Annotated in this window: 18 protein-coding genes; 11 read left to right on the top strand and 7 right to left on the bottom strand. The window is 38.8% G+C overall.

Translation table 11 applies throughout. The features are described 5' to 3' along the window. Nucleotides 1–48 precede the first annotated feature (48 nt). Both B806_RS0106625 and B806_RS0106620 read right to left on the bottom strand, forming a co-directional pair. Entirely contained in the window at nt 49–1335 is a 1287-nt protein-coding gene (locus B806_RS0106625; protein ID WP_017386266.1) for an NAD(P)/FAD-dependent oxidoreductase, read from the bottom strand. A 97-nt stretch (nt 1336–1432) separates the two neighbouring features. After that, on the bottom strand, nt 1433–2752 hold the full coding sequence (locus tag B806_RS0106620; protein ID WP_017386267.1) for a D-alanyl-D-alanine carboxypeptidase PBP6B: 1320 nt from the start codon (nt 2750–2752) through the stop codon (nt 1433–1435). Between the two features lie 170 nt (nt 2753–2922). Between B806_RS0106620 and B806_RS0106615 the strand changes: the two genes are divergently transcribed. After that, nucleotides 2923–4626, top strand: a complete 1704-nt coding sequence (locus B806_RS0106615; RefSeq protein WP_017402785.1) for a PDZ domain-containing protein — start codon at nt 2923–2925, stop codon at nt 4624–4626. Between the two features lie 400 nt (nt 4627–5026). Further along, nucleotides 5027–7264, top strand: coding sequence for an NADP-dependent isocitrate dehydrogenase (locus B806_RS0106610; protein WP_002118624.1), 2238 nt, complete (start codon nt 5027–5029; stop codon nt 7262–7264). A gap of 115 nt (nt 7265–7379) precedes the next feature. Here B806_RS0106610 and B806_RS0106605 read toward each other — a convergent pair whose 3' ends face one another. Continuing rightward, the gene (locus B806_RS0106605; RefSeq protein ID WP_005067912.1) at nt 7380–8168 is read right to left on the bottom strand and encodes an rRNA large subunit pseudouridine synthase E; all 789 of its coding nucleotides are present in this window, start codon (nt 8166–8168) and stop codon (nt 7380–7382) included. 196 nt (nt 8169–8364) lie between these two features. On the opposite strand from B806_RS0106605, the gene icd reads away from it, so the two are divergent. Continuing rightward, nucleotides 8365–9621, top strand: coding sequence for an NADP-dependent isocitrate dehydrogenase (gene icd / locus B806_RS0106600; protein ID WP_005067916.1), 1257 nt, complete (start codon nt 8365–8367; stop codon nt 9619–9621). Between the two features lie 35 nt (nt 9622–9656). Here icd and B806_RS19325 read toward each other — a convergent pair whose 3' ends face one another. Continuing rightward, nucleotides 9657–9782, bottom strand: coding sequence for a hypothetical protein (locus B806_RS19325; RefSeq protein WP_014207334.1), 126 nt, complete (start codon nt 9780–9782; stop codon nt 9657–9659). Next, entirely contained in the window at nt 9779–10957 is a 1179-nt protein-coding gene (locus tag B806_RS0106595; protein WP_017402784.1) for a YbfB/YjiJ family MFS transporter, read from the bottom strand. The genes B806_RS19325 and B806_RS0106595 overlap by 4 nt, the downstream gene beginning before the upstream one ends. Before the next feature lie 96 nt (nt 10958–11053). Between B806_RS0106595 and B806_RS0106590 the strand changes: the two genes are divergently transcribed. The 4 genes from B806_RS0106590 to B806_RS0106575 all read left to right on the top strand — a co-directional run bounded on the left by B806_RS0106590 (nt 11054) and on the right by B806_RS0106575 (nt 17386). Next, nucleotides 11054–11935 (top strand): LysR family transcriptional regulator, encoded by an 882-nt coding sequence (locus tag B806_RS0106590; RefSeq protein WP_017387287.1) that lies wholly within the window; start codon nt 11054–11056, stop codon nt 11933–11935. Between the two features lie 208 nt (nt 11936–12143). Further along, the gene (locus B806_RS0106585) at nt 12144–13538 is read left to right on the top strand and encodes an L-cystine transporter (protein ID WP_017387286.1); all 1395 of its coding nucleotides are present in this window, start codon (nt 12144–12146) and stop codon (nt 13536–13538) included. A 147-nt stretch (nt 13539–13685) separates the two neighbouring features. After that, complete coding sequence (locus tag B806_RS0106580; RefSeq protein ID WP_017387285.1) at nt 13686–14501, top strand: PhzF family phenazine biosynthesis protein; 816 nt, start codon at nt 13686–13688, stop codon at nt 14499–14501. A 122-nt stretch (nt 14502–14623) separates the two neighbouring features. Continuing rightward, nucleotides 14624–17386 (top strand): pitrilysin family protein, encoded by a 2763-nt coding sequence (locus tag B806_RS0106575; RefSeq protein WP_017387284.1) that lies wholly within the window; start codon nt 14624–14626, stop codon nt 17384–17386. Nucleotides 17387–17447: 61 nt separating this feature from the next. On the opposite strand, the gene B806_RS0106570 is transcribed toward B806_RS0106575, so the two are convergent. Next, nucleotides 17448–17831 carry a DUF3144 domain-containing protein gene (locus B806_RS0106570; RefSeq protein WP_002118682.1) on the bottom strand — a complete coding sequence of 128 codons (384 nt, stop codon included), beginning with the start codon at nt 17829–17831 and terminating at the stop codon, nt 17448–17450. Between the two features lie 107 nt (nt 17832–17938). Here B806_RS0106570 and B806_RS0106565 point away from each other — a divergent pair, with 107 nt between their 5' ends. Then, the gene (locus B806_RS0106565) at nt 17939–18571 is read left to right on the top strand and encodes a hypothetical protein (RefSeq protein WP_017387283.1); all 633 of its coding nucleotides are present in this window, start codon (nt 17939–17941) and stop codon (nt 18569–18571) included. 35 nt (nt 18572–18606) lie between these two features. Here B806_RS0106565 and B806_RS20040 read toward each other — a convergent pair whose 3' ends face one another. Continuing rightward, nucleotides 18607–20070: a CYTH and CHAD domain-containing protein gene (locus B806_RS20040; RefSeq protein ID WP_017387282.1), complete on the bottom strand. Its 1464-nt coding sequence runs from the start codon at nt 20068–20070 to the stop codon at nt 18607–18609. 165 nt (nt 20071–20235) lie between these two features. Between B806_RS20040 and B806_RS0106555 the strand changes: the two genes are divergently transcribed. From B806_RS0106555 to hemL, 3 genes are all read left to right on the top strand, one after another. Then, nucleotides 20236–20619 (top strand): DUF962 domain-containing protein, encoded by a 384-nt coding sequence (locus tag B806_RS0106555; protein ID WP_017387281.1) that lies wholly within the window; start codon nt 20236–20238, stop codon nt 20617–20619. 115 nt (nt 20620–20734) lie between these two features. Continuing rightward, the gene (thiE, locus tag B806_RS0106550; protein ID WP_017387280.1) at nt 20735–21346 is read left to right on the top strand and encodes a thiamine phosphate synthase; all 612 of its coding nucleotides are present in this window, start codon (nt 20735–20737) and stop codon (nt 21344–21346) included. A 42-nt stretch (nt 21347–21388) separates the two neighbouring features. Further along, nucleotides 21389–22687, top strand: coding sequence for a glutamate-1-semialdehyde 2,1-aminomutase (gene hemL / locus B806_RS0106545; protein ID WP_016146072.1), 1299 nt, complete (start codon nt 21389–21391; stop codon nt 22685–22687). Nucleotides 22688–22708 lie beyond the last annotated feature (21 nt).

The following is a 22708-nucleotide window of genomic DNA, read 5'->3' as shown; positions in this document are numbered from 1 at the left end:
TTTCTGATGCGTTTTTATATAAATAGGGACGAACTTAAAAAATTCAACTTAATACAGCTTAATTTTTGGACGTACACGTCTTGTAAGTAAATCTTTCATTGTGAGTAGTCCAGCCTGAGTATATCCGTGAATCGTTGCTTGATGTAAACGATATAAAGACACATACATTGTTTTTGCAATATAGCCTTGCACGCTGACATCACCAAGTAATTCTCCAACGGCTTTATGACGACTTAAAGACACGAGAGAACCTTTGTCGTTAAATGTAAACATCGGCTGTGATCGGCCATTAAGTCGAGCAGCCATAGCATCGACTAAGAAGCTGGCCTGTTGGCTTGCAACTTGAGCACGGGGGCCAAGTGGAGGATGTCTTGCATCAAGTTGGCAATGAGCGCAGTCACCAAACGCAAATACATTTGGATCAGAATAAGTTTGCAACGTTGCATAGACCATCAGGCGGTTAATGTTATCGCGTTTAAAATCGGTAAAACTTTCTAATACCTTTGGTGCTTTTACGCCTGCGGCCCAAACGGTAATATCACTTTTAAGTTGGTTGCCATTGCTAAAGTAGATGCAATGCTCATCAATTTTTTCAACGCGGTGTTGAGTTAAAATTTCAACACCCATTTTTTTGAGTTGCCCAGCACTGTGTTCAGCGGTTTTATCGCTTAGAGCAGGTAAAATACGCTCAGAAGCTTCAATTAGTGTAATTTTGACTTGGTTTGGATGAATCTTCTTTAAACCATATCGATAAAAGTTTTTAGTTGTCTCAATTAACTCAGCTGCCAGCTCCACACCCGTTGCTCCCGCACCAACAATTCCAATATTTAAAGTTCGCTGATTGGGTTGATTCTGAGCTTCAATATAAAGATGTAATAAATCTTGCTGGAAAATATCGGCTTGCTTTCTGCTATCAAGGAAATGGCAGTTTTCACGCACTCCAGTGGTATTAAAGTCATTTGATACTGAACCAAGCGCTAAAATAAGTGTGTCATAACTTAGCTCTTGCGGATGATTCTGTTGATCCTTAGACACTTGAGGGGGCATTAGTTCAATTAATTTTTTATCTTTATTAACCCCAACTAATGTTCCGAGCACAAATTCGTAATGATGTTTTTCTGAGTGCGCAAAATAGTTAGTTTGTTCTTCGTGGGGATTTAAAGAGCCAGCAGCAATTTCATGAAGCAATGGTTTCCAAATATGGGTAAGGTTTTGGTCAACCAATGTAATCTTTGCTTTACGATTTTTCCCAAAAGTTTCACCGAGTTGTGTTGCCAGTTCTAAGCCGCCAGCACCACCACCAACAATTACAATATGATGTAAATTTTGGGTCATTTTTTCACCTAATTATTTTTCTATAAAAAAAGATGGCTAAATTATGCCATCTTTTATTTATAAAATTTATTGTGCGTCTGTGCACAATTTGATGTTTTTAGTGCGAATCTACTGGGTAGAGTTTTGCAGCACTATGTTCACTTGATGAAAAAATAGAGAAGAGGCTAGAAAACCACATTGCGATTTTTTGGAAAATATTGGCTTCTTCAATATGTACGTTATCTTCGATTTGAAGACTACGGATCAGTTGATTATTTTGATAAATCGATACTGTTGCCAAACTTACGACTTTCATTAATGGCGCAGTTAATTGTTTTTCATTGAGCTCAATGTTTACATGTGTTTGAGTCGTTTCAAGTGGAGCAATCACCTTGAGCTGTTGGTTACTATCAAGTACTTGAACGCGTTGAGTTGCATTATCAAAAGTATTTAGGTCAATTGGTGTTGGGTCTGCATATAAAGATGTCGTTACAATTGTTGGTTGCTTTGTTTCAACCTTAAACATTTTTAAAGTCGACTTTACAACAGGTAGTTCAGCAATTAATTTCTGCTCAGGAATAATCACTTCATCACGTGTATAGGCATACGCAAGATTCATTAATTTATCTGCAATCTCAGCGCGTTTTACAGCACTCTGCGTACCTAAAACGATTACTAATAAACGTCTTTGAGTTAAGTCAGATGAAAAAGAAGGACGTGAAGCTGTAAGTGCCAAGTTATAACCCGCTGCTTTTGTATATCCCGTTTTTAGACCGTCAACAGATGGGTCATATTTGAGCGCAAGGTTTGTCGCATGATGGAAGCGTTGGTTATAGCTAAAGCTTGGCATTTTTGAATAATGTAAATATTCAGGGGTTTGTTTAATTAATGCCTGACTTAATAAGCTAAGGTCGTGTGCTGTAGTGAAATGGTCAGGCATCGTAATTCCGGCAGGATTACTAAAATGAGTATCTTTCATACCCAAAGCTTGAGCTTCCTGATTCATACGTTGCACGAAACGCGGAACATCACCAGAGATTTTTTCAGCTAAAGTCACGGCTGCATCATTAGCAGACATCACGATTAGACCTGCCAATAACTGATCAACTGAAATTTGTTCACCAGCTTTAAGATACATTTGTGATTCATCCCACTGCACAACACTAACCACTGGAGTTGCAGTAATGATTTCTTCTTTTTTCAGTTTTCCAGCTTTAATCTCTTTTAGAGCAATGTATGCAACCATCATTTTGGTTAAAGATGCTGGTGCGCGTTGAACATGGCTATTATGCTCAGCAATGATTTGACCCGATTGAGTATCTACAATAGTCCATGCAGCAGCTTCAACACTTTCAGGTGCAATATTGAGTAATGCAGCATTGGTTACGGTAGTACAAAAAATACTAAAGAGGGTAAAAAGAGATAGAAAAAATTTCACGGATGACCTTAACTTCACTGGCAAATACGGGACACAGATGCACAGCATGCTATGCCTTTTTTTCGTGGAAGGCTAGTGGGAATTGTTGCCAAAAAATACATCTACGCAAGACGATACAAAAAAGTGATAATCTAATGTGAAGCCGTTCTTATTTTTAAATTGAAGAATTTATGTTGCATTATCAAATTGAGTTCGATGATTACAAACAGCACCTTGTTCACGTGACAATTCGTTTTTTAGCCAACCCGAATCAGGAACTTTGGCTACCAACGTGGATTCCGGGTAGTTATCTAATTCGAGAGTTCTCAAAACATATTGAATCTGTTAAAGCTTATGATGAAGCTGGACGTCTGCTGGACATTAAAAAAACGAGCAAGAATCGCTGGCGTTTATTTAATACAGATCATGAATTAATGACGATTGAATATGATGTATATGCATATGATTTGTCTGTCCGTGGTGCGTATGTAGACCAGACTCGTCTATATATTAATCCTGCGTGTGTATGTTTGGCTTTAGAAGGGCAGGAGCAGTCCGCTTGTGAAGTCGAAGTTTTCTTGCCGGATGAATTAAAGCATTTTCAGTTAGCAACAGGCTTAGCTTCAAAAAGCTTAGTCAAAGGTCGATTTACTTTAAAAGCAGATCATTACGATCAACTGATTGATAGTCCATTTGAATTGGCTGATCAAACACGCTTTAGTTTTGAGACGAACGGCATTGGACATGAGTTTGTAATTTCTGGTTCGCATAATACCAATATTGATCGCCTAAAAGCCGATATTGAAAGGATTTGTGCAGCTGAAATAAATATGTTCGGTTCAGCACCATTTAAAAACTATACCTTTATGACCATGGCAACAGGTAATAGTTATGGCGGATTAGAGCATTGCAATAGCACAAGCTTGATTACACCGCGTGATGATTTGCCAAAATCGAATGAACCAACTGAACCTTCTAAAGATTATCAACGCTTTTTAGGCTTATGTAGTCATGAATATTTTCATTCATGGTTAGTCAAGTTTATCCGTCCAGAAAACTTTGCAAACTATAATTTGCATCAAGAAGGCTACACGTCTTTATTGTGGATATTTGAAGGCTTTACTTCATATTACGATGACCTGATTTTATTACGTAGCGGTGTAATTTCTCAGAAATCTTATTTGGATCTACTTAAAGCACAAATTGACCGTTACTTGCAAAACCCAGGTCGTTTTATTCAAACAGTTGCAGAGTCAAGTTTTGACGCGTGGATTAAATTTTATCGCCAAGATGAAAACTCGAATAACGCGGGCACTAGTTACTACAATAAAGGTTCGTTAGTTGCGTTATGTCTAGATTTGGGTTTACGTCTACGTGGTTCTAGTCTTGATGCTTTAATGCGTCGGTTATATGAAAACACTCAAAATGGTATGCAAGTAAACGAAAGAACCATTTTTGATTTATGTAAGGAACTGACGGGTGATAACTGGATTGAACAAATTAATCATTTGATTAATACCACTGATGAGTTACCACTTGATCAATTGTTCCCTGAGTTTGGCTTAAGTTATAGAGTTAAAACTGACAAATCTTTGCCACTGGGTTTGAAACTTGTTGATAAGCCAGAAGGTGTACTCGTGCAAAGTGCTCGCCGTGATAGCGCAGCAGCTAAAGCGGGTATTTCTGCCAATGATGTAATTATTGCAATTGATGGTTTAAAAGCGACCACTAAACTTGTTGAGAAATATGCAAAGCAGGGCGGTACTTATACTGTCTTTGCTTTCCGCCGTGATGAGTTACTATCTTTTGAAGTTGAATGTTCTACATCTGATTTAACTGAGGTTGAACTTGTTATTGAAGATCAGGCTAAAACTGAAAAATGGTTAAAAGCTTAAATAACAGTTAAATAGTTTATAAAAAACCGATGTTTTGTACATCGGTTTTTTATTTTTAAGTGCTACTAAACGATGAGATTCGTTTTATCTTTGAGTTTGTTTTGAATGAAAAGTATAATAATTGTCAGAACTCTGAAAGATATCTCATTTAATTTAAGACTGTTCTATACCTAGAAGGTGGATAAAGTTATATGTATTACCTTAAGTTAGGTATAAGAATATTATTGATAGATTTGAATTATGTATTATTTCACTACGAAATGTCGTTATCACTGGATATTTCGTTGACTGGAAGGCAATGAGAGCCGATACTCTCAGGGTTTTATTTAAGCATATCGGTTCGTAGGCACTGGGCCACAAGCTCGGTCCTCAACACTCAATCAAACGGAAGGGGCTATATATGGCTGGTGAAAAGTCAACTATTATTTACACACTGACTGATGAGGCGCCATTATTGGCGACCTATTCGCTACTGCCGATCATTGAGACCTTTACCAAGCCAGCTGGCATCGAGATTATTAAAAGTGACATCTCTGTAGCTGCACGTGTGCTCGCAGAATTCGCTGATTACCTAAGTGAAGAGCAAAAGGTATCCGACAACCTTGCAGAGCTAGGTCGTCTTACACAAGATCCAGATACAAACATTATCAAACTACCGAACATTAGTGCGTCTGTTGCGCAATTAACTGCATGTATTAAAGAGCTTCAATCAAAAGGTTACGCAATTCCTGATTATCCGGAAAATCCAACGACTGAAGAAGAAAAATCAATCAAAGCTCGTTATGGTAAGTGCCTTGGTTCAGCAGTAAACCCTGTACTTCGTGAAGGTAACTCTGACCGCCGTGCTCCAGCAGCAGTTAAAAACTATGCAAAAAAACACCCTCATTCAATGAGCGAGTGGAAACAGTGGTCACAAACTCACGTTTCACATATGGAAGAAGGTGACTTCTACCATGGTGAAAAATCAATGACACTTGATCGCGCACGTAATGTGAAAATGGAACTTATCACGAATAGTGGTAAGAGCATTGTTCTTAAGCCAAAAGTTGCGCTTCAAGAAGGTGAAATCATTGATTCAATGTTCATGAGCAAGAAAGCACTTTGTGATTTCTATGAAAAAGAACTTGATGATTGTAAAGAAGCGGGAATTTTATTCTCTTTACACGTAAAAGCGACAATGATGAAAGTTTCACACCCGATCGTTTTCGGTCACTGTGTGAAAATTTACTATAAAGAAGCTTTCGAAAAACACGGTAAGTTATTTGACGAGTTAGGCATTAATGTAAATAACGGTATGGCTGGGTTATACGAGAAAATCGAAACTCTTCCAACTTCATTACGTGAAGAAATCATTGAAGACTTACATGCTTGTCAAGAACACCGTCCTGCACTTGCAATGGTTGACTCGGCAAAAGGCATCACAAACTTCCACTCTCCAAACGACATCATCGTAGATGCTTCTATGCCAGCAATGATCCGTGCTGGTGGTAAAATGTGGGGTGCTGATGGTAAGCAATACGATGCTAAAGCAGTAATGCCAGAATCAACATTTGCCCGTATTTACCAAGAAATGATCAACTTCTGTAAGTGGCATGGTAACTTCGATCCGAAGACTATGGGTACAGTACCAAACGTTGGTTTGATGGCTCAAAAAGCTGAAGAATACGGTTCTCACGACAAGACTTTTGAGATTTCAGAAGCTGGTATTGCAAACATTACCGATCTTGACACTGGTGAAGTGTTATTGACTCAAAATGTTGAAGAAGGCGATATCTGGCGTATGTGTCAGGTTAAAGATGCTCCGATTCGTGACTGGGTTAAACTTGCAGTAACTCGTGCACGTAACTCAGGCATGCCTGCAATCTTCTGGCTTGACCCGTACCGTCCACACGAAAACGAATTGATCAAGAAAGTACAAAAGTACTTAAAAGATCATGATACGACTGGTCTTGATATCCAAATCATGTCTCAAGTACGTGCAATGCGTTACACACTTGAGCGCGTCGTACGTGGCCTAGACACGATTTCTGTGACTGGTAACATCTTACGTGACTACTTAACTGACTTGTTCCCAATTATGGAACTTGGTACTTCTGCAAAAATGTTGTCTATCGTTCCGCTAATGGCGGGTGGTGGTATGTACGAAACTGGTGCAGGTGGTTCAGCACCAAAACACGTACAACAACTTGTTGAAGAAAACCACTTACGTTGGGATTCACTTGGTGAGTTCCTTGCGCTTGCAGTATCTTTAGAAGAAATGGGCATTAAAGAAAATAATGCTCGTGCTAAGTTACTTGCGAAGACACTTGATGAAGCGACTGGTAAATTGCTTGACAATGACAAGTCTCCATCACGTCGTACTGGTGAAATCGATAACCGTGGCAGCCACTTCTACTTGTCACTTTACTGGGCTGAAGCGCTTGCTGCTCAGAACGAAGATGCTGAGTTGAAAGCTAAATTTGCTCCTCTTGCTAAAGCTTTAGCTGAAAATGAAGAGAAGATTGTTGCTGAACTTGCTCAAGTACAAGGTAAACCAGCGGACATCGGCGGTTACTACGCTATCGACCCAACTAAAGTAAATGCTGTAATGCGTCCAAGTGCTACATTTAATGCAGCTCTTGCAACAGTTGAGGCTTAATTACTAACTCGTTAGTAATTAGCTTAAGAGCCGGTGCATATGCACCGGTTTTTTATTGCCTAAAATAAAAGACATTAAAAAAGCCCACTGATGTGAGCTTTTAAAAGATTAAATCTTATCGACCATTGCGGCCACGACCACGTGGTGCTTTGGTATTTGGACGAGTTGTACCATTGGTCTTACGACGTGGTTTCTCGCTTTCATCCATTTGCCAGATACGTTTTGTACCAGACTTTTTCGCAGAACCATCTTTGTTCTTGCGAACCATTGGTTTGCCACCCGTACCACCTGGCTTTTTCACGTATGAACGCGAGCGATAAGGCTGTTCAGCTGGTACATCTTTAAAGTCAGGGTAGAGTAATGGTTCAATTTCTTTTACATCACCCGGTCTTAAACCAAGTTGAACTAAGTCAATTGAGCCAATTTTAGTACGAATTAAACGTAAAGTTGGAAAACCTACCGCAGAAGTCATACGACGAACTTGGCGGTTACGGCCTTCACAAATTGAAATCTCAATCCAAGATGTCGGAATATTTGCACGGTAACGTACGGGTGGATTGCGTTCCCATAACCATTCAGGTTCACTGACTTTAATGGCTTTAGCAGGAAGCGTCATACCATCATTCAGTTCTACACCTTTACGAAGTTGCTCAAGCGCTTCTTCGGTTACATCGCCATCAACTTGAACTAAATACGTTTTGTATTTTTTATTTGCAGGGTTGGTAATGAACTGATTCAGACCACCATGATCGGTTAAAAAAACTAAACCCTCAGAGTCCATATCAAGACGGCCTGCCAAGCGCAAAGTCGGGTCATCAACAAAGTCAGAGACGGTCATGTGCGCTTCGTCTTTACGAAACTGGGAGAGAACGTCATAAGGCTTGTTGAGAATCACAATTTTCATAAAAAATGGCTTCTTCTTTCAAATAACTAGAGAAAACATTGAGCTATATTTAAGTGCGAAATTTGCTTATTTCCCACATAAATCTCAAAAAGAATTAAATTCGATTAAGCTATTATGCGTTAATAAAAGTTGAAAGTATTGTTTATCGATAATTATTTTTAGTTAATTAAGTATTATAAAAGGGAGAATCTACACAATGGGTTATCAGAAGATCGTGGTTCCTGCCGACGGCGACAAAATCAAAGTAAATGCAGACCTGTCACTGAACGTACCAAATCATCCAATTATTCCTTTCATTGAAGGCGACGGTATTGGTGTGGATATTACACCAACCATGAAAGCAGTCGTAGATGCTGCGATTTTAAAAGCTTACGGTGGCAAACGCTCAATCGAATGGATGGAAGTGTATTGCGGCGAAAAAGCCAATAAAATTTATGGCAACTATATGCCCGAAGAAACTTTCGAAGCACTTCGCGAGTTCGTTGTATCAATCAAAGGTCCTTTAACCACACCAGTAGGTGGAGGCATTCGTTCACTCAACGTTGCTTTGCGCCAAGAATTAGATCTATATGTTTGCGTACGACCAGTACGCTGGTTTGAAGGTGTTCCTTCACCAGTTCAACACCCAGAATTAACTGACATGGTGATTTTCCGTGAGAACTCGGAAGATATCTATGCAGGTATTGAATGGAAAGCTGATTCTGAAGAGGCAAAAAAAGTCATTAAGTTCCTTCAAGAAGAAATGGGTGTCACAAAAATCCGTTTCCCTGAAGGATGTGGTATTGGAATTAAACCTGTATCGAAAGAAGGAACACAGCGTTTAGTCCGTAAAGCCATTCAGTTCGCAATTGAAAATGACAAGCCTTCTGTGACGTTGGTTCACAAGGGCAATATCATGAAATACACCGAAGGCGCATTTAAAGAGTGGGGTTATGAATTGGCTCTAGATCGTTTCGGTGGAGAACTGATTGATGGTGGTCCATGGGTTAAAATTAAAAACCCTAGAACGGGTAAAGACATCATTATCAAAGATGTCATTGCAGACGCATTTTTACAGCAGATTCTCATGCGTCCAGCCGATTACTCTGTGATTGCCACGCTAAATTTAAACGGTGATTATATTTCTGATGCTTTGGCAGCAGAAGTCGGAGGTATTGGTATTGCACCGGGTGCAAATATTGGTGGTGCTATTGCAGTATATGAAGCAACTCATGGCACAGCACCTAAATATGCAGGTCAGGATAAAGTAAACCCTGGTTCTATTATTCTTTCTGCGGAAATGATGCTGCGTGATATGGGGTGGACAGAGGCAGCTGATTTGATCATTAAAGGAATTTCTGGAGCGATTGCTGCCAAAACCGTAACTTACGATTTTGAGCGCCTAATGCCGGGTGCAACCTTGTTACGTTGTTCTGAATTTGGTGATGCAATTATCAAACATATGGGAGAGTAATCTTCTATTAAAAAGCCCTCGGTTGAGGGCTTTTTTTATTGCATAAATTCGGGATGTTTCGGAGTTTTAATAAAGCCAGTTTTCTTTTGATAACTCTGGTCTAGGGCTTGAATAACAAGAACGAAAGTAACTAGAAATAAAGGAAAGAGCAGAGTTTTCACGATTTGGTTTCTCCGAAAGTTGAGGTGAAAGAAGGGCGAAGGGGAATTAAAAGGCAAACCGCAAAGAGAAGAACGGTTCCACCCAAAAGAAAGAGATGTGCATAAGACCAATGCAAATGATGCAAAGTACTAATGACAACACCACCCAAAAGTTGAGTACTGGCAAAGCCAATGGTGGCAAGGCTCCAAAGCTTTTGATAACGGTGCTCATAAATCTGTAGCAGACTATAAGAACTAATAAATACGGTTGCGGGAGTCAGTAAGCCTGTCAGAAGCGAAGATAAGGCCAGTAAAGATGCGGTATGTGAAAGGAACGGCAAAACAACGGCTAAGCTGTAAATGGTATATAACCATTTAATGGCCTGTAGATATCCGATTAGTCTGCTTAAGCAATAAGCGACAAGTGCACCAATGCAGCTTCCCACTCCATAGAGAACCCAAAATAAATTTCTTTGCTGTAACGGAAAATGCAGAGTTCCGGATAAATAATCCATCCAAAACAAAGAGTGTGGAATATATGCAAAGGCACTACACATATAGGCAATAATAATGACAAGGCCTAAACGTGATTTTTGTAAGGCTTGTATAGTGGTCGATTGCGGCTTAATAATCTGGGCAGTATTACGACTTAATAATCGATAAAGAGTTAAGCTTCCTAATAGAGAAAGACCCGCGAAAATATTCCAAACATAATGTACGGGCATATTTTTAAGTAGAGGAATAATAATAGTGGCGGATAAAACGCCGACACCAATCCCGCTAAATCCTAAGAAATTAACTTTTAATCTTTGCGTGTTGGGAGTGTATTTCATTGCAAAGCTAGGCGCCAAAATCATAAGTAAGCCGCCAGCAATACCTGAAATCGTACGCCAGACAATGAACCACACTAAAGGCATATCCATGAATGAACAGCCTAGTAGGCTGAGGCTGCCAGCTATAGCCGGCAAGACAATCATGGGTGGGATGTACTTTTCTTTAATACTTAAGAGCGCTAATAAGGCACCAATGAGATATCCCAATAAATTTGCGCTCCCTAAGTAACTGGCAAAATCGTGAGTCCATTGGTATTGCTCGATCATGATGGGCATAAGCGCAGTATAGGAAAATCTAAAAACACCAATTCCCAAACAAGTTGCCAAAAAGACAATTAAGCTCATTCGATAAAACGTAGACATGAGAGGACGCTCAATTTTTTTATTATTAAAAGCGAGTTTTTAAATCTTTAAAAATGATTTAATATGATGGTGATTATCTTATTTTGAGATAGTGGTATGTTGCTTAAGTCTCTAGAGTTTTTTTTAGCTGTTGCAGAGAGTGGAAGTTTTTCCTTGGCTGCACAAAAAATGTATACGGTTCAATCGAATATCACGAGCCATGTGAAAAAGCTTGAAGAAGAGTTAGGGGTTATTTTATTCAATCGTAATAACCCAGTGACCTTAACGAATGCCGGACAACAGCTGCATAGTTATGCTGTTCAAATGATTGCTCTACATAATAAAGCGAAAAAAATCTTTCAAGAGGGTGATATTGACCCGAACGAAACCATTCGTTTGGGCAGTATGGAAACGACAGCAGCAATACGTCTACCTCAATTACTCAATCAATGTATGCAGCAATATCCGAATTTGCCGATTGAGCTGCAAACTCACCCGACACGATATTTGTTAAGCGCTGTGCAGCAAGGAGAGGTCGATTGTGCTTTTGTTGCTTCTAAATATTTAATTCCAGAGTTGTATAGTTTACCTGTTTGGCAAGAACAATTGGTTTTAGTTTGTCCGAAACAGCAAACTCACTTTCCAGATGTTGCCAAGCTTGCAAAGACCCGATTTATTGCGTTTCGACAAGGTTGTTCTTATCGTCATGCAATCGAGTTATTTTTAAATGATCACAGTGTTCCACCTTCACAAATTATGGAAATGGGCAGCCTGGACGGGATTGTAAGCTGTGTGGAATTAGGCGTTGGTTTTGCTTTATTGCCAAAGTCATATCTAAACAAAGTAGCCGAGAAAGTGTCATTAAGTTGTTTTGAACTTAATACTGAATCCGCTCATTTTACTACCTACTTGGTTGCCCAGTCGCCTGAAACATGGGGAACCAATTTAAAGCAGTTTATTCATTTTATTGAGCAACAATTTGAATTAAAGGTTGCTTAGGTTGTGATTGATTTTCATACGTAAATATCCAACTTAATTTATAAATTAAAAGTGATATATATGTATGAAAAAGTCATTTTATATTCTCACAGAGGTTTGTAATCATCTTGATGCTATAAAATTGTGGAAAAGGGTAGTTTATATAGGCTGGCTATGGTCAAATATGCCCCCTTGAAAGATGACACAAGCAATAATTTGGAGTTTGGGAATGAATATACCCTTAATCATCAATATTGTGGTTTTTGTCGGGTTAATATTTTTACTCGCCCAAACACGTAAAACGGACTGGAGCTTATCGAAAAAGGTTCTGGTTGGCTTAGTTCTAGGTGTGGTGTTTGGTTTAGGACTACATTTGATTTATGGCGGTGGCCATCCGATTCTTGCTGAATCTATTAGCTGGTTTAATATCGTTGGAAACGGCTATGTAAAACTTTTACAAATGGTCGTGATGCCTTTGGTATTTGTGTCTATTTTGGGAGCGGTGGCAAAATTACACCAAGCATCTTCTTTAGGCAAAATCAGTTTTTATACGATCGGTACTTTACTCTTTACAACGCTGATTGCTGCACTGGTAGGGGTATTTGTTACCAACCTGTTTGGCTTAACTGCAAAAGGTTTGGTGCAAGGTGCTGCTGAAACTGCACGCTTAACTGCGATTAATACAGACTATGTAGGCAAAGTTACCGATTTAAGTGTGCCGCAGTTTATTCTTTCCTTTATTCCAAGTAACCCATTTGCTGAATTAACTGGCGCAAACCCAACTTCAATTATTAGTGTGGTTATTTTCGCCGTCTTTTTAGGTATAGCAGCGCTTAACCTAATGAAGGATGACGCAGAAAAAGGTCAACGTATTCTGACTGCGATTCAGACGTTGCAGTCATGGGTAATGAAGCTTGTGCGCTTAGTGATGACTCTTACACCATATGGCGTATTTGCGCTTATGACAAAAGTCGTGGCAAGTTCAAACGTTGCAGATATCTTAAATCTAGGCGGTTTCTTGGTTGCATCTTATTTAGGCTTGGCGATTATGTTTGTCGTACATGCCATTATTTTGACTATGACGGGTGTTTCTCCTCTTAAATTCTTTAGGAAAGTTGCTCCAGTTTTAACGTTCGCATTCACTAGCCGTTCAAGTGCAGCAAGTATTCCACTGAGCATTGAAACACAAACTCGTCGTTTGGGTGTGCCTGAATCTATTGCAAGTTTCTCTGCTTCTTTTGGTGCCACCATTGGTCAAAATGGCTGTGCGGGTTTGTATCCTGCAATGTTGGCAGTGATGGTTGCACCAACTATGGGTATTAACACCTTAGACCCAATGTGGATTGCATCGTTAGTCGGTATTGTGACCTTAAGTTCAATTGGGGTTGCAGGAGTAGGTGGTGGTGCGACTTTCGCTGCGTTGATTGTGCTTCCTGCAATGGGTTTACCTGTAACATTGGTTGCGCTTCTTATTTCAATCGAACCTCTCATTGATATGGGACGTACTGCGTTAAACGTAAATGGTTCAATGACTGCTGGCGTAGTTACGAGCCAATTGATGGGCCAGACTGATAAAGAAATACTAAACAGTGAAGATGAAATTGAGTTAACTCAACATCATTAAGAATGAGTATTAAACGGCTCTCCACTCTGGATGAGCCGTTTTTTATAGGCATAAATTGCCACTGTGATGTTAATTTTAAAAAAACTGTATCTGTTTTTCTTTTAAATAATTTTCGAAAATAGGCCTATTACAAAAGAGAGCACTATCATGAAAATGTATCAAGTTGATGCTTTTACAAAACAGTTATTTCGTGGAAATCCGGCCGCTGTCGTTGTTGAAAAAGAGTGGTTAGATGTAGATTTAATGCAGAAGATAGCACTTGAGAATAATTTGTCTGAAACTGCTTTTGTAAAAATTATAGACTCTGAAAACTATGAAATCCGTTGGTTCACTCCAACAGTTGAAGTTGATTTCTGTGGGCATGCAACACTTGCCAGTGCTTTTGTATTATTTAAAGATTTTACCGAGAAAAAGACAATTAATTTCCATGTACGAAACTTAGGTCTTTTTGTGGTTCACCAAGATGAAGACAGTAAAATCAGAATGAATTTTCCAATTCGTAAAGCTCATCAAATTGAAGATTATCCAGCTATTTTACGTCAAGCATTAACAAAGCCTTTTAAAGCGGTTTATCAAAATGTTCAAGCCTACATTGTTGAATATGAATCAGTGCAGGACGTGTTAGATGAGCAGCCTGACATGAACTTACTTAAAGCCTTAGGTAAACGGACTGCGATTACTACTGCAGGGATGGATGTTGCAATCACCTCAAAAGCCGATCAACAATATGATTGTGTATCGCGTTATTTTGCACCTGTCGCGGGCATTGAAGAAGATCCGGTTACGGGTTCAATTCATACGGCAATAGCGCCATTATGGGCAGAGAAACTCGCTAAAAATAATATTATTGCTTATCAGGCTTCTAGCCGTGGAGGCGTTTTATATTGCAATGTCCTGAATCAGGAACGTATTGAAGTTTCAGGGTATGGGAAGCTTTATATGCAAGCTGAAATTTTTCCTTAAAATATAAGGCCGTTTAAATAAACGGCTTTTTTTTCAAAACTTTACTATGAAAGTTAGTTCAAATTTCCTACTATAGTCCCACAACTATTGATTTTTTATTATTCAAATTAATTGGTATTTATATGTTTATGCAGTTTAAACAACTGACACTCTCCCTATGTATTCTTGGTTTAAGTGCTGCGTCTTGGGCACAAACTACACTAGTAAAAAGTAAGCAAAATATTGAGGAATATAAATTAGATAATGGTTTTCGGATTGTGCTTGCACCGAATGACAAAGAAAATAAAATCTTTATTAATACCATTTATTTAACAGGCTCATTAAATGACCCGCAAGGTAAAAGTGGCTTAGCTCATTTGCTTGAGCACTTGGCTTTTAAGGGGACACAAAATGTTAAAGGGGAAGAATTCCAGCGTCGTTTAGATCAATATACATTGATGACAAACGCCAGCACTGATTATTATTCAACAAAATATACTAATATCGTTCGTCCAGAAAAAACTGCGCTTGATCAGGTACTGTATCTTGAATCTGAGCGTATGGATAAATTAGTTCTTCAAGAAAAGTTTGTTCCTTCCGAGATTGAAATTGTAAAGCGTGAACGTGAAGTCCGTATGGATCAGCCTTTTGCTGTGCTGATGGATCAAATGTGGAAGTCAGCTTATGGTAACCAATATTTAGGTCGTTTACCGATTGGTGATTTGCCTGAGCTTAAATCTATTAAGATGCCTGAATTGAACCAGTTTTATCGTAGCTGGTATGCACCCAATAATGCGGTTATGGTGATTTCAGGTAAATTTGATAAGACTGATGTCTTAAAAACAATAGATCAATATTTTAGTCCAATTGCGGCAAGAGCGGTTCCTAAAACTGTACAGATTCCTGTGCTTGACTCTACAAAAATAAAAAATCGTCAATTCATGGTGAAAAAGGGCAGTGATCTGGCTAAATTCCATATCTATATGAATGGTAAAAATACCAAAATTCAGCCGACACTCGCTTTAGCTCCTTTGTTATATACCATGCAACCAAGTGGTCACCTATACCAAAATATGGTGGAAACAGGTATTACCACAAATGTTGAAGCTAGTACTTGGTTAGACCAAGATTTTAATGTGGTGTTTCTAGGCGCTATTTATTCACCAAGTAATGACCCTAAAAAAGTTGAAAGTTCTTTGTTAGCAGGCATTGAAAAAGGGAAGCCGTTTACTGAAGTTGAATTAAATCGTGTTAAAAGTTTAATGAAAACTCAAGGTGATCTAATCACAAAAGATGCGGTAGCACTTGGGTCACGTTTAAGTGATTACACCATCGCTGGCGGGCAATGGGATCAATATTTTAAAGATTTAGATTCTGTAGAAAAAGTTAAGCTAGATGATGTGAATCAAACTTTAAAACAGTTCCTTGTGGCTGATCATCGTATTGATGGCGATATTTTGCCAACACCTGAAGACCAGAAAAAAGCGCAACAGCAAAATTCAAAAGAGACACCTAAAACTCTAGATCAGGTCGAAGCAAAGGCCGAACCTTTAAAAGATCCGAAGGTATATCAACAAGAAGTTGCTGAGTTTTTAAAAACTTCAAAGCAATATGTTGAAAGTAATGAGAAAAAGATTATCCGTGGAAAACTAAAAAATGGAATGAAGTATGCTTTATTCCCAGTTGAAACACGCGATGATCGTACTTATGCAACAATTACGATGGACTTCGGAACAGAAAAATCTTTATTTAATAAAGGTACGGTAGTTGATCTAACCTCATACTTATTGCTTCGTGGTTCTGATAAATACAGTTTGCAAGATATTGCCGATAAATCAATTGATGCAGGCGGTGCGGCTTATGCAAGTGCTGACGGCAATGGCATGACCATTAATATTCAGTCTAAATCAGAAAAATTTGATGAGTTTTTCAAGTTTGTTCTTGATGTGATGAAGAATCCAAAATTTGAACAATCTCAGTTTGATTTAATTAAATCGCAAAGCTTATCAAGCCTAGATCGTCCTTATACCGAGCCAGATGTGGTAGCGGGCTTAACACTTTCACGTTTACTTGAAGAATATCAACCAGGTGATTTGCGTTATCACTTTGAACCTGAACTAGCAAAACAGCAGTTGAAAAACGCAACTCAAGAACAGGTGAAAGAGTTATATGAGCGTTTCTTTGCAATGAACCATGCTCAAATTGCCATTACAGGCGAATTTGATGCGAAAAAGATGCAAAAATTACTGAATCAGGAATTTGGTCATTGGAACGGTAAACAGCCATATCAAAAAATCTTGATTGATCACGTTGATTTTCCAGCACAGCAAGTTCATGTTTTATCTGAGCAACGTGAATTTGGTAGTTACCAGAGTGTGCTTTCAATTCCAGTTGGTAAAAACCATCCAGATGCATCTGCTCTCATTTTAATGAACTATATTTTAGGGGAATCTCAAATTTCATCACGTTTGGCTCAAGAGCTTCGTGAGAAAAATGCCCTAGTGTATGGTTTTGGAACTGGATTGCAACTTGATCGTGACACGAATGTAGGGGCTTTGAGTATTAGTGCAAATTATACTTCGGGCCGCTCAGCACAAGTGTCTGCATCAATACATAAAGTGTTAAATGACTTGGTTAAAAATGGGGTAACTGAGCAAGAGCTTGAAGCTGCTAAAGCAGATATCATGAAGAAACGAGTTACGGCTTTAGAAGATGAACGTAATATTCATGGCATGTTAAATCTACAGCTTGAAACAAACAAAACATTGCAAGACCGAATTCGTCATGATCAAGAGTTAACTAAACTAACTGTTGCTGACGTTAATAGAGTGATTAAGAAGTATATTAAACCTGAACATTTGGTCGAAGTGATGGCTGATCAATATGGTCAGGCCGCAAAGAAATAAAATCTTACCGCAAATAAAAAGCCACTGAATTGTGGCTTTTTATTTGGATCTTTAAATTATATTAATGATCATGTTTGTGTGCATGAAAATCTTCATTTTTACGGAAACGTAAATAATTTTCGAATTGTTCACAATATTCATCGAAGTTATCTTCAAGCATCATCTGAAACTGCTGAAGAAGGTAAGACATGACCTGATCTTTCGCATCACGCATTTCATTACCATCTTTAAAGTTATTTGCTGCTACCCATGTATTGAAGCGGGCAGTAGCAAATAACATTGCAGCACTCACTTGACCACGTAGCTCAGCCGGATCAACTTTTTTATCTTTTGGCGGGCGACAAAAATCATTAGCTTGTTTAATGAATTCATCCGCACGCTCAAAGAAAACCGCATTTAACGCTTCTTCTTCAGTAATATCTGTTGCATTAATCTTTTGAGACATGACTTATTCCCGCAAAAATAGAGCTGCTTATTATAGGCAAACGCTTGCGGAAACAAAACCTTTGACTTAGTCTGTAAATAGCCTAAGTATTGGTAGGAGAGACTAATATGCAAGATGCAATTGCTATACAAAGTTTAAAAACAGATATTGCTTTATTACGCCAGCATGTTTTCCCACCTCAATATTTAGAGCATGTCGAAGGATTGCCGATTTATTATGGCTTGCAAGAAGAAGTCGAAAATTATTACCAACAATGGCAGGGCTTAATTGAAAGGGCACAAGAGCTTTTTCAGCCATTTATGGAAGATGAATTACCAGATGCCATTCATTTACCAAGTCATTTAAATTTACCGCTATTCTTTTTTCACGTAGACCGAATTCGGATCAATAAAACACGCGCAAAAGAATCTAAAACTTTTCGCGGTGTTGCGAGTCTTATTGAAAAATGCGGGCAGTTTGAAACAGACCAGATATTTACGATGCAAGAATGGTTGCAAAGTGATGATACCGCGGCTTTGGTTGCTCACCGTGAATTCATCGATTTAAGAACCTATGTGTTTCAACATGGGCAAAGCGAATATACACGTTCACGGTTTTATACCAATGGGATTGTGCTAGGGGTTGAGCCACATTTTAAACTGGTCGATGCTCGTGATAAGCCAAGAAAGCAACGCAGCGATAGCTATAGTGATCCGTTAGCAGATAACGGCGTATGGAAAGTATTTGGTAAATACCGATAAAAAGTCGCTGCTTGTTTACAGCGACTTTTTATAAATTACCAGAAAGTTTCAACCTCACTAAAAGCCTGTAAAGCTTTTGCTGAGCGCTTTTGTAATTGTGGCTGTTTGGCTTTGACCCAGCCTAGAGCAAACCAGAAAGACGGATCTTGTTCAACCACATTGTTAAAAATACCTTCTGCAATAAACAAATCGTTATATTGACCTAGGGTATTTTGCACAGGTTGTAGCTGTTTTAAATATTGCTGTACTTTTTTATTTGGATAAAGACTCGAAATAAACTCAACACAATAACGTAACTGTTTAGCTTGCTTTCTTATTTTGTGCTGTTCATTCACTTCAAGCTCAGAGAAGTGTTCAGCATTATTAATCACTTTATGATGTAACTTATCTAAACTCTTTTTAATGTGTTTTTTTAATCCACCTGTTTTGCTGTCTGAATCTTCCTCTGAATAAGCAAATGCTAATAAATCGAGTAATAGCTTAATCGTGTCCGCAGAGGTAAAGATTGTTGAGAGTTCTTTTGAGGGCTGGGCTGAAACTGGTAGTAAAAGTTCAGGTGAACCGTGTTGTTGAATAATAGGTAACACTTCGGTGCGAATCGCATCTTCATCACGAGTGTCTCCAAGTTTACGGAAAAGCTCAGCAATTTGTTCTTCCCAAACAGGATTTAGCTCGCTTGACCAACCTGCAAAATGCTTAAAGGCACTACGTAAACGACGTAAGCTTACACGTGCCTGATGGATATGCTCAGCTTCAGCAACCCCATCGGCAATGACAGCCATATTTGGTAAGAATTGCCCTAAACAGTTTTCGACAATCTTTTTTAGAGCCTGTTCAGCAGTAATATCTTTATTTAATGTCAAAGTTTTAGCATGAACAGCAGGTGAGGCAGCTTGCCCTAGTGCTAATAAGTTGCCACGTTCGGCTTTACTTCTTACATCAAGCCAAAGTGAATAACGATTAATCCATTGCTGCGCAAATTGAATAAGCGTTTTCACTGCACCCTGCTTGAGTTCAAATTCGACTTCGCAAATTACACTTTGTACATCCGCTGTTTTTGCGACACCATCATCTAAGCAAACTTCAATCGCTGTATTATCTGCTTCAAACACATGGTAGGTGCGCTGTACATCAGTCTCAAACTGCAAACTTAGTTTTTCAGCTTGCGTTCCTAAGGCCGCATGAAGTAAATCAGTTACCACTTTATTATCTTGATATAACTCAAGGTTTAAGTCAGGTTCTTGATCACAAACGCCTAAATGAGTTTCTTCTTCAACACGGTGGAGATGGCTTTGACCTGCGGCTTTAAATGTTTGTACCCATTGATCATCTTCTTTACGTAAACGTAAGGCCATGCCATTTTTTGCAAGTAATCGATCAGGAGTGTCGTAATACTTTGCCTGTAAGTGAATGTTGTTTGCTTTGTGTTTTTTTAAGTATTGCTGGACAGTTTTTTTCTTCGATTCAGGTAACTGAAACTTTAGTTCGACTTCGACCATAATATATCTCCCTGAATCAGGTATTTAGACTATCTTGAATAAGTATAATAGCTTAGCTCTAAAAATAATGGTTTTGATAGAGAAAGTTACAATCAAACATATGACGCTACACTTTTATTTAGGTGTACAATCAGGTGACGTTTTGATCAAATAAAAATCAGGAAGATGATCGTGAATGCACCAGTAAACTTTAGCCATGAAGCTCAACCAGAGTTTGAATTGCCGATTAAAAACTATCAGGAATTTTATCGTTTTTATTTAACTGAACACCGTAACATCATGAGCAGACGTTTGCATGTGGTGGGCAGTAGCATTGGTCTATACTTTTTTTCAAAAGCAGTCCGTAAGAAACAAGCCAAATATGTACTCTATGGTTTGGTAGCGGGTTATGCAAATGCTTGGGTTGGACATTTTGTGTTTGAAAAAAATAAGCCTGCCAGTTTTAAACAGCCTTTCTATAGCTTTATTTCTGATTGGCGAATGTTGTCTGACGTTGCGACTGGTCGATTAAGTTTGATTGACCGTAAGCATGACAAAATACCAAGTTAATTTTACTTTCTATTCTAAATATACCGATTGGTATTGGTAAGCCTATATCAATCGGTACTTATGATGTCCTATAAATCCGTTATACTAGCGAAGTTTTTTAAAGCGAGAGTAGAGTATGCGCGGTTTATACCTCATTACCAACGATGACCCAATCCAACTATTATTAGAAAAACTAGATGCCGCACTCGCAACTCGTCAGGTCGCAATTTTACAGTACCGCCGTAAGAAAATAGACAAAGCAGACCAACCCGCAGAAGTCGAACAAATCAAATTATTGTGTGAAAAATATCAGGTTCCTTTTGTCATTAATGATGACTTAAAACTTGCCGCTCAGTTTGGTTTAGGTGTGCATTTAGGTCAAAATGATGGTGAAATTACCGATGCAAAATCGCAATTACCAGAAGGCGTCATTATTGGTCGTACTTGCCTGAACTCATTAGAACTTGCGCAAAAAGCAATTACAGATGGCGCGACTTATATTGCATTTGGTGCAGTCTATGCGACCTCTACAAAACCTGAAGCAGGTAATGTGGGGATCGAAGTGATTAAGCAAGCAGCAGCCCAATATGATTTACCAATTTGTGCGATTGGTGGTTTAACTGTTGAAAACTCAAAACCTGTGATTGAGGCTGGGGCTGACCTCTGTGCAGTCATTAGTGATATATTAGGCCGATCAACTGCTGAAATTCCTGCCCGTGTACAGGAGTGGGCACAATTATTTTCTTAAGCTTTCAAAATTATTTTTTAGATATTTAAGACGAGCATTTCCATGAGTTTATCTCCAAAGCAAGAACAGTTATTTAAACAAGCCAGCAAACACATTCCAGGTGGTGTGAACTCTCCGGTACGTGCCTTTAATGGCGTTGGAGGAACACCGGTTTTCATTGAGAAAGCAAAAGGTGCTTATTTATGGGATGTGGATGGTAAGCGTTATGTTGACTATGTTGGTTCTTGGGGACCAATGATTTTAGGTCATGCTCATCCAGAGATTATTAAGGCTGTACAAACAGCAGCAGAAGATGGCTTAAGTTTTGGTGCACCAACCGTACACGAAACAACACTGGCAGATATTATCTGTGAAATCATGCCATCCATTGAATTGGTGCGTATGACTAACTCGGGTACAGAAGCGACCATGACCGCTATTCGTTTAGCGCGTGGTTATACTGGCCGTGACAAAATCGTGAAGTTTGAAGGTTGTTACCACGGCCACTCAGACTCACTTTTAGTAAAAGCAGGTTCGGGCTTACTTACTTTAGGTGAGGGTGAACCGACTTCGAAAGGTGTTCCTGTTGATTTTGCTAAACACACTTTAACACTACCTTACAACGATATTGCAGCATTAAAAGAATGTTTTGCTAAGTTCGGCCATGAAATTGCGGGTGTTATTATTGAACCAGTCGCGGGCAACATGAATATGGTGAAACCAATTGACGGTTTCTTACAAGCCATTCGTGATATTTGTGATGAATATAAATCTGTATTCATTATTGATGAAGTGATGACAGGCTTCCGTGTTGCTTTAGGCGGTGCGCAATCGGTTTATAACGTTAAACCTGATTTAACGACTTTAGGTAAAATTATCGGTGCAGGTCTGCCTGTTGGTGCATTTGGTGGTAAGCGTGAAATCATGGAATGTATCGCACCTTTGGGTGGTGTATACCAAGCAGGTACATTATCTGGTAACCCACTTGCTATGCGTGCTGGTATTGAGATGTTTAAACATTTACGCCAACCTGACTTTTACAGCAAATTATCTGCTCAACTTGAAAAGTTACTTGCAGGCTTACAAGCTGCAGCTGATGAAGCGGGTATTCCATTTAAGACTCAGCAAGCTGGCGCAATGTTCGGTCTTTACTTTACTGACCAAGAAGACATTACAAGCTTTGACTCAATGTTGGCATGTGATATTGAAGCTTTCAAAAAGTTCTTCCATGGCATGTTAAAGCGTGGGGTAAACTTGGCACCTTCAGCATTTGAAGCAGGCTTTATTTCATCTGCACATTCTGATGAAGATATTGAATTTACGATTCAGGCTGCAAAAGAAACATTCGCTGAAATGAAGTAAGCAAAAAAGCCCGTGTTAAAC

This window comes from Acinetobacter sp. TG2027, from assembly GCF_000302435.1.
Classification (GTDB): domain Bacteria; phylum Pseudomonadota; class Gammaproteobacteria; order Pseudomonadales; family Moraxellaceae; genus Acinetobacter; species Acinetobacter pittii.
This window is presented reverse-complemented; position numbering and strand designations above follow the sequence as displayed.

Coding starts and splice junctions, on each gene's coding strand:
- B806_RS0106625 (WP_017386266.1), bottom strand. CDS start 1,335: ATGACCCAAAATTTACATCATATTGTAATTGTTGGTGGTGGTGCTGGC.
- B806_RS0106585 (WP_017387286.1), top strand. CDS start 12,144: ATGAATATACCCTTAATCATCAATATTGTGGTTTTTGTCGGGTTAATA.
- B806_RS0106595 (WP_017402784.1), bottom strand. CDS start 10,957: ATGTCTACGTTTTATCGAATGAGCTTAATTGTCTTTTTGGCAACTTGT.
- thiE (WP_017387280.1), top strand. CDS start 20,735: ATGCGCGGTTTATACCTCATTACCAACGATGACCCAATCCAACTATTA.
- B806_RS0106570 (WP_002118682.1), bottom strand. CDS start 17,831: ATGTCTCAAAAGATTAATGCAACAGATATTACTGAAGAAGAAGCGTTA.
- B806_RS0106610 (WP_002118624.1), top strand. CDS start 5,027: ATGGCTGGTGAAAAGTCAACTATTATTTACACACTGACTGATGAGGCG.
- B806_RS0106555 (WP_017387281.1), top strand. CDS start 20,236: ATGATCGTGAATGCACCAGTAAACTTTAGCCATGAAGCTCAACCAGAG.
- B806_RS0106580 (WP_017387285.1), top strand. CDS start 13,686: ATGAAAATGTATCAAGTTGATGCTTTTACAAAACAGTTATTTCGTGGA.
- B806_RS0106615 (WP_017402785.1), top strand. CDS start 2,923: ATGTTGCATTATCAAATTGAGTTCGATGATTACAAACAGCACCTTGTT.
- B806_RS0106590 (WP_017387287.1), top strand. CDS start 11,054: ATGTTGCTTAAGTCTCTAGAGTTTTTTTTAGCTGTTGCAGAGAGTGGA.
- B806_RS0106565 (WP_017387283.1), top strand. CDS start 17,939: ATGCAAGATGCAATTGCTATACAAAGTTTAAAAACAGATATTGCTTTA.
- hemL (WP_016146072.1), top strand. CDS start 21,389: ATGAGTTTATCTCCAAAGCAAGAACAGTTATTTAAACAAGCCAGCAAA.
- B806_RS0106605 (WP_005067912.1), bottom strand. CDS start 8,168: ATGAAAATTGTGATTCTCAACAAGCCTTATGACGTTCTCTCCCAGTTT.
- icd (WP_005067916.1), top strand. CDS start 8,365: ATGGGTTATCAGAAGATCGTGGTTCCTGCCGACGGCGACAAAATCAAA.
- B806_RS20040 (WP_017387282.1), bottom strand. CDS start 20,070: ATGGTCGAAGTCGAACTAAAGTTTCAGTTACCTGAATCGAAGAAAAAA.
- B806_RS0106575 (WP_017387284.1), top strand. CDS start 14,624: ATGTTTATGCAGTTTAAACAACTGACACTCTCCCTATGTATTCTTGGT.